Raw genomic sequence first — 13,309 nt, forward strand, 5'->3', positions numbered from 1 at the left:
CCGGACGCCATCCTGGCGTCGGCTCCTGCTGACGCATGCTGTCAGCAGGGGCGATTTAAAATGGCCCGCCGCACCCACATCTGTAGCCGATGACCGACCGCTTCCAACTCGTCGCCCCTTACCAGCCCGCCGGCGATCAGCCGCAGGCGATCGCGCGCCTGGCCGAAGGCTTCGAGGCCGGCCTGGCCGCGCAGACCTTGCTCGGCGTGACCGGCTCGGGCAAGACCTACACCATCGCCAACGTGATCGAGCGGGTGCAGCGTCCGACCATCGTGATGGCGCCGAACAAGACGCTGGCGGCGCAGCTGTACGGTGAGTTCCGGGAATTCTTCCCGCACAACGCGGTGGAGTACTTCGTCAGCTACTACGACTACTACCAGCCGGAAGCCTACGTGGTGGCGTCGGACACCTTCATCGAGAAGGACGCCTCGATCAACGAGCACATCGAGCAGATGCGGCTGTCGGCGACCAAGGCGCTGCTGTCGCGCAGGGATTCGATCATCGTGGCCACGGTATCGGCGATCTACGGCCTGGGCAATCCGGAGGACTACCTGAGCCTGCGTCTGATCCTGGCCAAGGGTGAGCGCATCGACCAGCGCAAACTGATCCACCAGCTGACCGAGCTGCAGTACACCCGCAACGAGATGGAACTGCGCCGCGGTGCCTACCGCGTGCGCGGCGAGATCGTCGACGTGTTCCCGGCCGAGTCGGAAACCGAGGCGCTGCGCATCGAGTTGTTCGATGGCGAGGTGGAGAACCTGTCGCTGTTCGATCCGCTCACCGGCGAGACGATCCGCAAGGTGCCGCGCTACACGGTCTACCCGCGCACGCACTACGCCAGCACGCGCGAGAGCGTGCTCAACGCGATCGAGACGATCAAGATCGAGCTGAAGGAGCGGCTGGAGTTGTTGTACAGGGACAACAAGCTGGTCGAGGCGCAGCGGTTGGAACAACGCACCCGCTTCGACCTGGAGATGATGGCCGAGGTCGGCTACTGCCAGGGCATCGAGAACTACTCGCGCCACCTGAGCCGGCGCGAGCCGGGCGAGCCCCCGCCCACGCTGTTCGACTACCTACCGGCCGACGGCCTGCTGGTGGTGGACGAGTCGCACGTCACCGTGCCGCAGCTCGGCGCCATGTTCAAGGGCGACCGTTCGCGCAAGGAAACCCTGGTCGAGTTCGGCTTCCGCCTGCCGTCGGCGATGGACAACCGGCCGCTGCGTTTCGAGGAATGGGAAGCACGCGTGCCCCGCGCAATCTACGTCTCGGCTACGCCGCGCGATTACGAGCTGCACAAATCCGGCGATGCGGTGACCGAGCTGGTGGTGCGCCCGACCGGCCTGGTCGACCCGGAAGTGGAGGTGCGCCCGGTGCGCACCCAGGTCGACGACCTGCTCAGCGAAGCGCACAAGCGCATCGCCATGGGCGACCGCGTGCTGGTCACCACGCTGACCAAGCGCATGGCCGAGAACCTTACCGAGTACCTCGCCGAGCACGACGTGAAGGTGCGCTACCTGCACTCGGACATCGAGACGGTCGAACGCAGCGAGATCATCCGCGACCTGCGCCTTGGCGAGTTCGACGTGCTGGTCGGCATCAACCTGCTGCGCGAGGGGCTGGACATGCCCGAGGTGTCGCTGGTGGCGGTCCTCGACGCCGACAAGGAAGGCTTCCTGCGCTCCACCGGCTCGCTGATCCAGACCATCGGGCGCGCCGCCCGCAACGTGCGCGGCAAGGCGATCCTCTACGCCGACGGGGTGACCCGCTCGATGCAGGCGGCGATGGACGAGACCGCGCGGCGCCGCGAGAAGCAGGTCGCCTTCAACGAGGCGCACGGCATCACGCCGAAAACGGTGGAACGGCGCATCGCCGACATCATGGAAGGTGCGCGCAGCGAGTCGCCGCGCGGTCGCGGCGGCAAGGGCCGACAACGCACCGCCACCGTCGTGGCCGAGCCGGCGGCAGGCTACGAGGCGATGGACCCGGCCAAAGCCGCCGCCGCGATCAGGAAGCTGGAGGCGCAGATGTACAAGCACGCCCAGAACCTGGAATTCGAGGACGCAGCGCGGCTGCGCGACCAGATCCACCAGCTGCGAGAGCAGGCCTTGCGCTGAGTCGATTGCGGCACGGCGGCGGGATATTGTCGAGCGTCGGTGCGTGCCGTATACTGCGCGGCTCGCGTGGCCGGTACGGGCCGCGAAACGGGCGGTTAGCTCAGCGGTAGAGCACTACCTTGACATGGTAGGGGTCACAAGTTCGATCCTTGTACCGCCCACCAATTGAAACCCGGCAACGGCGCGGCTTTCGGGCTTGGCGCCGTTTCTGTATCCGGCTTCGACTGACCCGCACTGACCCCGCGAAGTCGAGGCGGGTCCTTCGTCCGCCTAACTTTGCACTCGCGTGCAGCAGCCCGGCAGTCGCTCTTCACGAGCGCATTTTTGTGGCAAGGGCAGTCGCACTCTGCCGTGCTCATCACGCTGCGCTTCCATCGCTGCCACCATGGCAGCGGTCCCCTGTCGTCGACACGCGCGTGCCATGCGCGGCAATCGTCATGCGCCCTCCGCCAGGCACACCCATGCCGAATACCGACAAGGCAGCGTTTTTGCCGGGCAAATTCAAATTCAGCTTGCAGACAGGCGTTGGCGGATGTAGGTTAGCGGGCGAACCGTTCTGGTTCAGAATTCTAGCGGAGCGCAGGGGACACGGCGCTTCGTGCGTCAGATCCGGGGGCCTCCGTTTTTTCACAGGAACTGCGCCGGTAGCGGGCAGTACTCCGGTGACGGTAGGGCGGATGGGAAGGCGCAACATGCTTCACTGCCGCAGCAAGGGCGCTAGTGCACGTCCATCGACTGGAGGGGTGGACTTGGCGGTGGAGTAGTAAGGATCCGGGCGGGGGCCGTTATGGATGCCCCGCATGCCTGTCCAGCACATGGAATGAAGGGGGGACGATCACGCTTGCGAACATGCGCATCTGACGGCGACGGGGCTGACCCCGTGGAGCCCAGGCCGCTCGGCATGCACCGGGCCCGGCAGCGGATGACGCCGATCGCGGCACACAAGAACACGCTTACCCGCCGATGTCGCCACCGTGCTGGCTGATGCCCCGGGCATTCCGCCGGTCCGCGCAAGTCGTGGCCCGCTCAGCCTTGGCGGCGGCGACACCATGGCATCGACAGCAGATCGACGGCAAGCCGCCGCGGAATGCCCGCGCCGCGCCGACGATCGTCAAGCCGACGTCCCGCTTTCCCGTGGCGAGCCAGCCTTACGCCGCGCCGAACTGGTCGCTCCATTCAACACCGGAAGAGTATTTACTGGGAGACATCGCATGGCCAAGCAAAGCAGTCAGAAATTCATCGCACGCAACCGGGCACCGCGCGTGCAGATCGAATACGACGTCGAGGTATACGGCGCACAGAAGAAGGTCCAGGTGCCCTTCGTGATGGGCGTGATGTCAGACCTTTCCGGTGCCAACGCGGGTGAGCTTCCGCCGGTCGAGGACCGCAAGGCGCTCGAGATCGACGTCGACAATTTCGACAACCGCCTGCAGTCGATGAAGCCCCGGGTCACCTTTGCGGTGCCGAACACCTTGACCGGCGAGGGCAGCCTGGCCGTGGACATCACGTTCGAGAGCATGGACGACTTCTCGCCGACCGCCGTGGCGCGGAAGGTGGGCGCGGTGGCCAAACTGCTCGAGGCACGCACCCAGCTCGCCAACCTCGACACCTACATGGACGGCAAGGCCGGTGCCGAGAACCTGATCGCGCAGGCGCTGAAGGATCCGGCGCTGCTGCAATCCCTGGTATCGGCGCCCAAGCCGGCCGACAACAACAAAGACGGGGAGTAAGCGAGCATGGCAACCGAGAAACTCGCCGAACAGGGCGGTGCCGTACAGACGCTGGATGCCGGCGATTTCGCCGCATTGCTGAGCAAGGAATTCAAGCCCAAGAGCGACCGCGCGAAGGAAGAAGTGGAGTCGGCGGTGCGCACGCTGGCCGAGCAGGTGCTGAACAAGTCAGACATCGTCTCTGACGACGTTGCCCAGACCATCAACGCCTACATTGCAGAAATCGATCGCAAGCTCAGCGAACAGATCAACCTGATCATGCACCACCCCGATTTCCAGAAGCTGGAAAGCGCATGGCGCGGCCTGCATCACCTGGTCAACAACACCGAGACGGATCAGCAGCTGAAGATCCGCGTGATGAACATCTCCAAGAAGGAACTGGCCAAGACCCTGAAGCGCTACAAGGGTACGGCCTGGGACCAGAGTCCGATCTTCAAGAAGCTGTACGAAGAGGAATACGGCCAGTTGGGCGGCGAGCCCTACGGCTGCCTGGTCGGCGACTACTATTTCGACCACAGCCCGCCCGACGTCGAGCTGCTTTCCGGCATCGCCCAGGTCGCGGCCGCCGCGCATGCCCCGTTCATCTCGGCCGCCGCTTCCACCCTGATGGGCATGGACAGCTGGAACGAGCTGGCCAACCCGCGCGACTTGGCCAAGGTGTTCTCCACGCCGGACTACGCCGCGTGGCGTTCCTTGCGCGAGTCGGACGACGCCAAGTACATCGGCCTGACCATGCCGCGCACGCTGGCCCGTTTGCCTTACGGTGCGGCAACGGATCCGGTCGAGGAATTCAACTTCGAGGAAGACACCGCCGGCGCGGATTCGTCCAAGTACACCTGGCAGAACGCGGCCTACGCGATGGCGGTGAACATCAACCGCTCGTTCAAGATGTACGGCTGGTGCTCGCGCATCCGCGGCATCGAATCCGGCGGTGCGGTGGAAGGCCTGCCGGCGCACACCTTCCCCACCGACGACGGCGGCGTGGACATGAAGTGCCCCACCGAGATCGCGATCACCGATCGCCGCTCGGCCGAGCTGGACAAGATGGGCATGATGCCGCTGGTGCACCGCAAGAACTCGGACATGGCCGCGTTCATCAGCGCGCAGTCGCTGGCCAAGCCGGAGGAATACGACGATCCCGACGCCACCGCCAACGCCGCCCTCGGGGCACGCCTGCCGTACATGTTCGCGTGCTGCCGTTTCGCGCATTACCTGAAGTGCATCGTGCGCGACAAGATCGGTTCGTTCAAGGACCGCGACGCGATGGAACGCTGGCTGACGTCCTGGATCCTGCAGTACGTCGATGGTGACCCGGCGAACTCCAGCGAGGAAACCAAGGCGCGCAAGCCATTGTCCGCTGCGGAAGTGGTCGTCGAGGAAGTCGAAGGTGCCCCGGGTTACTACACCTCGAAGTTCTTCCTCAAGCCGCATTACCAGCTGGAAGGCCTGACCGTTTCCCTGAGGCTCGTGTCTCGTCTGCCGTCGGCCGCCAAGGGCTGAGCGGCATGGGTGTCACCTGGTTCCACCAGGAGTACGACGTAGTTGCAAGGTAACCTCCAGCGTTTGCCGGATGAATTCGTCCGGCAGCTGGTTCAACTGAAACTAAGCAGTCCAGGAGAATTCTGATGGCACTAGACATGCATTTGAAATTGGAAGGCGGTTCGGTCAAGTTCACGGGCGAATCGAAGCATGCCAAGCACAAGGACGAGATCCAGGTCCTGGCGTGGTCGTGGGGAATGTCCCAGAGCGGTTCGTTCGGCCACGGCACCGGCGGCGGCGCGGGCAAGGCGAACGTGCAGGACATCAGCTTCACCAAGTACATCGACAAGAGCACGACCTCGTTCATCAAGGCGCTCGTGACCGGCGACCACATGGACACGGTGACACTGTCGGTGTCCAAGGCCGGCGGCAAGCAGGAAGACTACCTGACGATCAAGCTGACCAGCGCGATGGTCACCAGCTACAGCACGGGCGGCTCCGGCGGCGAAGACATGCTGACGGAAAACATCTCGATCAGCTTCGCGAAATTCGACGTCGAGTACTTCGCGCAGAACGACAAGGGCGTCGTGGCTTCGGCAGGCACCGTGGGCTACAGCGTCGAGGAAGTGGCAGTCAGTTGAGCCTCGCTCCACGGTTGTCGATTGGAGTCTGAAGCTCCCGGTGAATCTCTGGGCAAGTCGGTCCTGAAACCGCGCACGGGCGCAAGCCCGGTTCTGGCGGCATGACTCAGCCGACTGCTTGTCCAGGGATTCGACCGGCTTGCCCGGATACATCCCCTCATTTGATCGGGCGTGCCTGGACATTGCCCAGGCGCGCTTGCGAGAGATGAAATGACACCTGAAAGCAAGCTGAAGGAAGGTCGACTGGACGAGGCGCTGCAACTGCTGACGGTGGAAGTCCGCAACAACCCGGCAGATGCCAAGCGCCGGGTTTTTTTATTCCAGTTGCTGGCCTTGCTGGGGCAGTGGGAGCGGGCGCAGAACCAGTTGAACGTCAGCGGCGAGCTGGAACCACTCAACGCGATGATGGTTGGTGCCTACACCGAGGCGCTGAAGGGCGAGGCGGTGCGCACCGAGGTCTTTGCCGGGGCGCGGCTGCCGGTGATCATCGGCGAGCCCGAGCAGTGGCTGGCCTTGCTGCTGCAGGCACTCAAGCTGGATGCGCAGGGGCGCCATGAGCAAGCCGCCGATCTGCGCGAGCAGGCGTTTGAGCTGGCCGCGGCCGTGAGCGGCAGCATTGACGGCGTGGCCTTCGAATGGATCGCGGACGCCGACCCCAGGCTGGGGCCGTGCCTGGAGATCGTCGTCAACGGCGGCTATTCATGGGTGCCGTTCTCGCGCCTGCGTGAACTGAAGTTCGAGGCGCCCACCGATCTGCGCGACAAGATCTGGGTGCCGGCCGAAGTGACCTGGACCAATGGCGGCAAGGCGATCGGTTTTGTGCCGGGACGCTACCCCGGCTCCGAGCGGAGCGGCGACAATGACCTGGTGCAGGGCCGCAAGACGGAATGGGTGGATGGTGGGGGCGGCCTGCAGACCTGCCTCGGCCAACGCATGCTGGCCACCGACGCGGGCGAGTACCCGTTGCTCGATGCCAGGCTCATCTCGTTCGACGTCGACTGAGCGGAGGTTCGCGCAAGCCATGGCCGAATTGACCACCCAGGAACGGTTGCAACCCTCGTTGCTGGACCGGCTTACCGACGACGAACCGGACAAGCTGGAGGAGAGCCGCGACAAGCGCGTGATCTCGGCCACGCGGCTGCGCGACTGCGTCACGCGCGACGTCTCCTGGCTGCTGAACTGCGTGAGCCTGGACGTGGACGTGAACCTGGACGATTACCCGGAAGTGGCCCGTTCCGTACTCAATTTCGGCATTCCCGACCTTACCGGCGCTTCCTTGTCGGGCATCAATTCGGAGACCCTGCAGCGGCGGATCAAGGATGCGATCCTCGCCTTCGAGCCACGCCTGACCGCCAACACGCTGCGGGTCGCGGTGAACGCCGACCACAAGCGGATGGATCGCCAGGCGTTGATGTTCAACATCGAATCGGAAATGTGGGCGCAGCCTATCCCGCTGAACCTGTTCCTGAAGACTGAGGTGGACCTGGAAACGGGCAGCTTCAAGGTGTCGGAGGGCTTCGGCTGATCGCCCATGGACCCGCGCCTGCTGCGTTACTACAACCGGGAGCTGCAGCACGTCCGCGAGATGGGCGGCGAGTTCGCGCGCGAGTACCCGAAGATCGCCGGGCGGCTCGGGCTGGAGGGCTTCGAGTGCGCCGACCCCTACGTGGAGCGGCTGCTGGAGGGCTTCGCCTTCCTCGCTGCCCGCGTACAACTCAAGCTGGACGCGCAGTTCCCGGTGTTCACCCAGCACCTGCTGGAGATGATCTACCCGCATTACCTGGCGCCGGTGCCGTCGATGGCGGTGGTGCAGATGCAGCCGGACCTGAAGGAGAGCGGCCTGCTGACCGGCCATGTCGTGGAGCGCCACACGGCCTTGCGCAGCCTGATCGGCAAGGACGACCGTACCGCCTGCGAATACCGCACGGCCCATGACGTCACCTTGTGGCCGCTGGAACTCACTGATGCGAAGTACCTGGAAACGCCAGCCGCGATCGCCGCCGCCGGCGTGACCCTGCCCGCGGGCAAACCCGTGCGTGCAGGCCTGCGGCTGAAGTTCCGGGTGACCGCCGGCGCGCAGGCGAACATGCTGGCGCTCGACGCGTTGCCCGTCTTCATCGCCGGTGCGGACGAGCTGCCCAAGCGCCTGTACGAGCAACTGCTGGGCAACGCCACCGGTTTCGTCGTGCGCGCGCAGGGCGCCAGCGGCGAGATCAGCCGGCATTTCGACGCCTCGAACATCCACCGCAAGGGCTTCGAGGAGAACGAGGCGCTGATCCCCTATACCGGGCGCTCGTTCAGTGGCTACCGGCTGCTGCAGGAATACTTCGCCTGTCCCGAGCGCTTCCTGTTCGCCGAGTTCAGCGGCCTGAAATCCGTGCTGGCGCGTTCGAAGGGCAGCGAATTCGAGATCGTGGCGCTGTTCGACCGCAGCGTGGCCAGCCTGCACAACGCGGTTGATGTGAGCAATTTCCGGCTGTTCTGCACGCCGGCAATCAATCTGTTCCCGCGTCGCGCCGACCGCATCCATTTGCAGCAGGGCAAGGCCGAGTATCACATCCTCGCCGACCGCACCCGGCCGATGGATTTCGAGGTGCACAGCATCGGCAATGTGGAAGGCTTCGGCGACCGGCAGGAGCCGGAGCAGCGTTTCCTGCCGTTCTACGGCTGCGACGAGCGCACCTGGCACAGTCGGCATTCGGCCTACTACACGATCCGCCGCGAGCCGCGTCTGATCTCGTCGCGGCAGAAGCGGCAGGGCGCACGCTCAAGCTACATCGGCAACGAGCTGTTCATCTCCCTGGTCGACTCCAGCGAGGCGCCTTACTCCACCCAGTTGCGCCAGATCGGCATGATGCTGATGTGCACCAACCGCGACCTGCCGTTGCAGATGCCGGTGGGCAAGTCGAAGACCGACTTCACCCTGGAATCCGGCGCGCCGGTGGAGTCGATCCGCTGCGTCGCCGGGCCGACCAAGCCGCGCGCCTCGGTGGCCGCCGGCGAAACCGCGTGGCGGCTGCTCAGCCACCTGCAGCTGAACTACGTCTCGTTGTTGGAGAACAATGCGGGCGAGGGCGCCGCGGCGTTGCGCGAGATGCTGACGCTGTACTGCGACGAGTTCGATTCCAGCGCGTTGCGCCAGATCGAAGGCGTCAAGGCGGTCAGTTCGCGGCCGATCGTGCGGCGCGTCCCGGTGCCGGGCCCGATCACCTTCGGCCGTGGCCTGGAAATCACCCTGACCTGCGACGATGGCGCGTTCGAAGGTACCGGCGCCTTCCTGCTCGGGGCCGTGATGCAGCACTTCTTCGCGCGCTACGTCTCCATCAACTCCTTCACTGAAACCGTTCTGCGCACGCTGGAACGCAACGAGGTTGCCCGATGGCCGGCCAGGCTGGGAACACGGCAGACGCTGTAGCGCTGGAGATCGCGCTGCGCGACCATCCCGAGGCCTTCGAATTCTTCGAAGCGGTCCGTCGGCTGGAGTGCGCGTTCCCCGAGCGGCCGCGGCTGGGTCATTCGGCCAAGGCGGCGGACGATTTCGTGCGGCTGTGCCAGACGCCGTCGCTGGCGTTCGCCCCGAAAACGGTCGATCGCTACCGGCCCGGCGGTGCCGGCAAGCCGGCGAGTCTGCATGGCCTGTTTTTCGGCCTGTTCGGGCCGAATGCGCCGATGCCGTTGCACCTCACCGAATACGCGATGGAGCGCGAACTGAACGCGAAGGACTCCACCTTCACCGCATTCGCGAACATCTTCCATCACCGCATGATGAGCCTGTTCTACCGGGCCTGGGCCGATTCGCAGCCCACCGTGGAACTGGATCGCCCCGCCGAGGACCATTTCCGCCTGTACATGGGCGCGCTGGTGGGGCTGGCCACGCCGGGCCTCGGCGGTCGCGATGCGCTACCCGACCAGTTCAAGCGCTTCTTTGCTGGCCGCCTGCTGCAGCAGACGCGCAATGCCGAAGGTCTCAAGGGGTTGCTCGAACGGTTCTTCCGCATTCCGGTGGGCGTCGTCGAGTTCGTGGCCGAGTGGATGCGGCTGCCGGCATCCGCGCATCTGCGGCTTGGCGGTTCGGGCGAAGTGGCGGCACTGGGGCTTACCGCAGTCGCCGGCGAATATGTCTGGGGCAGCCAGCAGCGTTTCCGTCTGCGACTGGGGCCGCTGAGCCGGGCCGAATTCAACAACTTCCTGCCCGGCGGCGAGGCGCTCAGGCAGCTGGTTGCCGCGGTCAAGACCTATGTGGGCGAGGAGAAGGCGTGGGACGTGCAATTGGTGCTGAGAAAGGCCGACGTGCCGACCACTCGCCTGGGCCAGGGCGGCCGCATGGGCCTGAGCACTTGGATGGGCCAGCCGCGGCGCGATGGCGATGCCGACGACGTGGTGCTGCGACCGGTGGGCTAGGGCGCAGCGACACGCGGGCCATGACTTTGGAATGAGTTCGCAACGAAAGATACCCGGATCGACAACTACTGCATAAGGATCGAAGACCATGGCCGAGATCAGTCGCGGCGCCTTGTTCGGAAAGCTCAACAAGCTGGCTTTCCGGGGTATCGAGAGCGCTACCGTATTCTGCAAGCTGCGCGGCAATCCGTACGTGGAACTGGTGCACTGGATCCACCAGATCCTGCAACTACAGGATTCCGATCTGCACCGCATCGTCAAGCAGTTCAACCTCAATCCCTCCAATCTGGTGCGCGACCTCACCGATGCACTGGACCGGCTGCCGCGCGGTTCCTCCTCCATTTCCGACCTTTCCAGCGACGTCGAGGAGGCGGTCGAGCGCGGCTGGGTGTTCGCCACGCTGATGTTCGGCGAAGCCCAGGTGCGCACCGGCTACCTGATCGTGGGCTGCCTGCGCACGCGCCATCTGCGCAACACGCTGGTGCACATCTCGGCCGAGTTCGACAAGATCAAGCCCGAGGCCCTGCTGGAAAAGTTCGCCGAGGTGGTGGCCGGCTCGCCGGAGGACGGCCAGGTCGCCAACGACGGTTTCCGCATGGGCGGCGGCAGCGCGCCGGGCGAAGCCAGCGGCGCGATGTCGCCGGCGCAGATGGGCAAGCAGGAGGCGCTGCGCCAGTTCACCGTGGACCTCACCGAACAGGCCCGCAACGGCAAGATCGACCCCATCGTTGGCCGCGACGAGGAAATCCGCCAGGTGGTGGACATCCTGATGCGCCGCCGCCAGAACAACCCGATGCTGGTGGGCGAGGCCGGCGTGGGCAAGACCGCGGTGGTCGAGGGCTTCGCGCTGCGCATCGCCAATGGCGACGTGCCGCCGCAGCTGAAGGACGTGGAGCTGCGCACGCTGGACGTGGGCCTGCTGCAGGCCGGCGCCAGCATGAAGGGCGAATTCGAAAACCGCCTGCGCCAAGTGATCGAGGAGGTGCAGTCCAGTCCCAGGCCGATCATCCTGTTCATCGACGAGGCGCACACCCTGGTCGGCGCAGGCGGCGCGGCGGGCACAGGCGATGCCGCCAACCTGCTCAAGCCCGCGCTGGCGCGCGGCAACCTGCGCACCGTGGGCGCCACCACCTGGGCCGAGTACAAGAAACACATCGAGAAGGATCCCGCGCTCACCCGCCGCTTCCAGACCGTGCTGGTGGAAGAGCCCAGCGAGGAGAAGGGCATCCTGATGATGCGCGGCGTGGCCAGCGTGATGGAGAAGCACCACCGCGTGCAGATCCTCGACGAGGCACTGGAGGCGGCGGTGAAGCTGTCGCACCGCTACATCCCCGCGCGCCAGCTGCCCGACAAGGCGGTGAGCCTGCTCGACACCGCCTGCGCCCGCGTGGCGATCAGCCAGCACGCCGTGCCGCCGGAGGTGGACGACACCCGCAAGCGCATCCAGGCGCTGGAAACCGAACTCGCCATCATCGGCCGCGAAAAGACCGTTGGCGTGGACGTGGCCGAGCGCGAGGCGAACGCCAGCGAGAAACTCGCCACGCAGAAGGCGCGGCTGGAAAAGCTCGAAGCCGACTGGCAGGCCGAGAAGGCGCTGGTCGAGCAGGTGCTTGCCCTGCGCGCCAAGCTGCGCGGCGACGCCGCGCCGGTGGAGGGCACCGGCAGCCAGCTGGAGGAAGCCGCCAGCGCCAAGGCTGAAGCCGAGGCCGCGCCTGAAACGCCGGCCGGCCTCAGCGACGCCGAGCGCGCCGCCACCCTGGAGCAGCTCAAGAGCCTGCAGGCGCAGCTGGCCGAGCTGCAGGGGGAAAGCCCGTTGATCCTGCCCACCGTCGACTACGTGGCGGTGGGCTCGGTGGTGTCCGACTGGACCGGCATCCCGGTCGGTCGCATGGTCAAGAGCGAGCTCGAGACCGTGATGAACCTGGCCAGGCTGATGGGGCAGCGCGTGATCGGCCAGGACCACGCGATGGAGATGATCGCCAAGCGCATCCAGACCTCGCGTGCGGGCCTGGACAACCCCAACAAGCCGATCGGCGTGTTCATGCTCGCCGGCACCTCCGGCGTGGGCAAGACCGAGACCGCGCTGGCGCTGGCCGAGGCGTTGTACGGCGGCGAGCAGAACGTCATCACCATCAACATGAGCGAGTTCCAGGAGGCACACACCGTCTCCACGCTGAAGGGCGCGCCTCCGGGCTACGTCGGTTACGGCGAAGGCGGCGTGCTGACCGAGGCGGTGCGCCGCAAGCCGTACTCCGTGGTGCTGCTGGACGAGGTGGAGAAGGCCCACCCGGACGTCCACGAGATCTTCTTCCAGGTGTTCGACAAGGGCGTGATGGAAGACGGCGAGGGCCGCCAGATCGACTTCAAGAACACCCTGATCCTGCTCACCACCAACGCCGGTACCGACATGATCGCCGGCCTGTGCAAGGATCCGGAGCTGATGCCCGAACCCGAGGGCATCGCTAAGGCCTTGCGCGAGCCGCTGCTGAAGATCTTTCCGCCCGCGCTGCTCGGCCGCCTGGTCACGATCCCGTACTACCCGCTCAGCGAAAAGATGCTGGGCGAGATCGTCAAGCTGCAGCTCAACCGCATCAAGAAGCGCATCGAGGGCCGCTACAGGATTCCGTTCGAGTACGACGACGAGGTGGTGAAGCTGGTGGTGAGTCGTTGCACCGAGAGCGAGTCGGGCGGCCGCATGATCGACGCGATCCTCACCAATACCATGCTGCCCGACATCTCGCGCGAGTTCCTCAACCGGATGATCGACGGCAAGCCGATCGAGCGGGCACGCATCGGCGTGAGGGACGGGGAGTTCAGCTATGCGTTCTGACTGGCGGGCGACCATCGCCGCGTCGCCGCCAATGTCCGTGACCGGGTGCGATGGCCGGCATGCGCCCCGATGGCCGGCAAACGCGGCGGCCGATGGCCTGACTGGGTTCCGGTC

The 13,309-nt window shown here is 65.5% G+C and carries 9 protein-coding genes and 1 tRNA gene; all 10 read left to right on the plus strand.

All coding sequences use genetic code 11. The features are described from left to right. Window positions 1–89 precede the first annotated feature (89 nt). A complete protein-coding gene (gene uvrB, locus R5H19_RS11030) occupies window positions 90–2,114 on the plus strand; it encodes an excinuclease ABC subunit UvrB (protein WP_318159054.1) in 2,025 nt (674 codons plus the stop codon). Between the two features lie 89 nt (window positions 2,115–2,203). Beyond that, window positions 2,204–2,278: transfer RNA gene (locus R5H19_RS11035), tRNA-Val, on the plus strand. Between the two features lie 1,047 nt (window positions 2,279–3,325). Next, entirely contained in the window at window positions 3,326–3,844 is a 519-nt protein-coding gene (gene tssB, locus R5H19_RS11040; RefSeq protein WP_318159525.1) for a type VI secretion system contractile sheath small subunit, read from the plus strand. A gap of 6 nt (window positions 3,845–3,850) precedes the next feature. Next, window positions 3,851–5,344, plus strand: a complete 1,494-nt coding sequence (gene tssC, locus R5H19_RS11045) for a type VI secretion system contractile sheath large subunit (RefSeq protein ID WP_318159055.1) — start codon at window positions 3,851–3,853, stop codon at window positions 5,342–5,344. 125 nt (window positions 5,345–5,469) lie between these two features. After that, window positions 5,470–5,964, plus strand: coding sequence for a type VI secretion system tube protein Hcp (locus R5H19_RS11050; protein ID WP_318159056.1), 495 nt, complete (start codon window positions 5,470–5,472; stop codon window positions 5,962–5,964). 210 nt (window positions 5,965–6,174) lie between these two features. Further along, the gene (locus R5H19_RS11055; RefSeq protein ID WP_318159057.1) at window positions 6,175–6,966 is read left to right on the plus strand and encodes a type VI secretion system accessory protein TagJ; all 792 of its coding nucleotides are present in this window, start codon (window positions 6,175–6,177) and stop codon (window positions 6,964–6,966) included. A gap of 19 nt (window positions 6,967–6,985) precedes the next feature. Beyond that, window positions 6,986–7,489: a type VI secretion system baseplate subunit TssE gene (gene tssE / locus R5H19_RS11060; protein ID WP_318159058.1), complete on the plus strand. Its 504-nt coding sequence runs from the start codon at window positions 6,986–6,988 to the stop codon at window positions 7,487–7,489. Between the two features lie 6 nt (window positions 7,490–7,495). Then, a complete protein-coding gene (gene tssF / locus R5H19_RS11065; RefSeq protein ID WP_318159059.1) occupies window positions 7,496–9,379 on the plus strand; it encodes a type VI secretion system baseplate subunit TssF in 1,884 nt (627 codons plus the stop codon). Continuing rightward, complete coding sequence (gene tssG, locus R5H19_RS11070) at window positions 9,343–10,365, plus strand: type VI secretion system baseplate subunit TssG (RefSeq protein ID WP_318159060.1); 1,023 nt, start codon at window positions 9,343–9,345, stop codon at window positions 10,363–10,365. Before tssF ends, tssG begins: the two co-directional genes overlap by 37 nt. 88 nt (window positions 10,366–10,453) lie before the next feature. Then, window positions 10,454–13,195: a type VI secretion system ATPase TssH gene (gene tssH, locus R5H19_RS11075; RefSeq protein WP_318159061.1), complete on the plus strand. Its 2,742-nt coding sequence runs from the start codon at window positions 10,454–10,456 to the stop codon at window positions 13,193–13,195. Window positions 13,196–13,309: the final 114 nt, after the last annotated feature.

Origin of the sequence: Rhodanobacter sp. KK11, from assembly GCF_033345435.1 — a bacterium.
Taxonomy (GTDB): Bacteria; Pseudomonadota; Gammaproteobacteria; order Xanthomonadales; family Rhodanobacteraceae; genus Rhodanobacter.

Bases quoted from the DNA above. Each gene is read 5' to 3' on its own strand.
- uvrB (WP_318159054.1), top strand. From the start codon at position 90: ATGACCGACCGCTTCCAACTCGTCGCCCCTTACCAGCCCGCCGGCGAT.
- tssB (WP_318159525.1), top strand. From the start codon at position 3,326: ATGGCCAAGCAAAGCAGTCAGAAATTCATCGCACGCAACCGGGCACCG.
- tssC (WP_318159055.1), top strand. From the start codon at position 3,851: ATGGCAACCGAGAAACTCGCCGAACAGGGCGGTGCCGTACAGACGCTG.
- R5H19_RS11050 (WP_318159056.1), top strand. From the start codon at position 5,470: ATGGCACTAGACATGCATTTGAAATTGGAAGGCGGTTCGGTCAAGTTC.
- R5H19_RS11055 (WP_318159057.1), top strand. From the start codon at position 6,175: ATGACACCTGAAAGCAAGCTGAAGGAAGGTCGACTGGACGAGGCGCTG.
- tssE (WP_318159058.1), top strand. From the start codon at position 6,986: ATGGCCGAATTGACCACCCAGGAACGGTTGCAACCCTCGTTGCTGGAC.
- tssF (WP_318159059.1), top strand. From the start codon at position 7,496: ATGGACCCGCGCCTGCTGCGTTACTACAACCGGGAGCTGCAGCACGTC.
- tssG (WP_318159060.1), top strand. From the start codon at position 9,343: ATGGCCGGCCAGGCTGGGAACACGGCAGACGCTGTAGCGCTGGAGATC.
- tssH (WP_318159061.1), top strand. From the start codon at position 10,454: ATGGCCGAGATCAGTCGCGGCGCCTTGTTCGGAAAGCTCAACAAGCTG.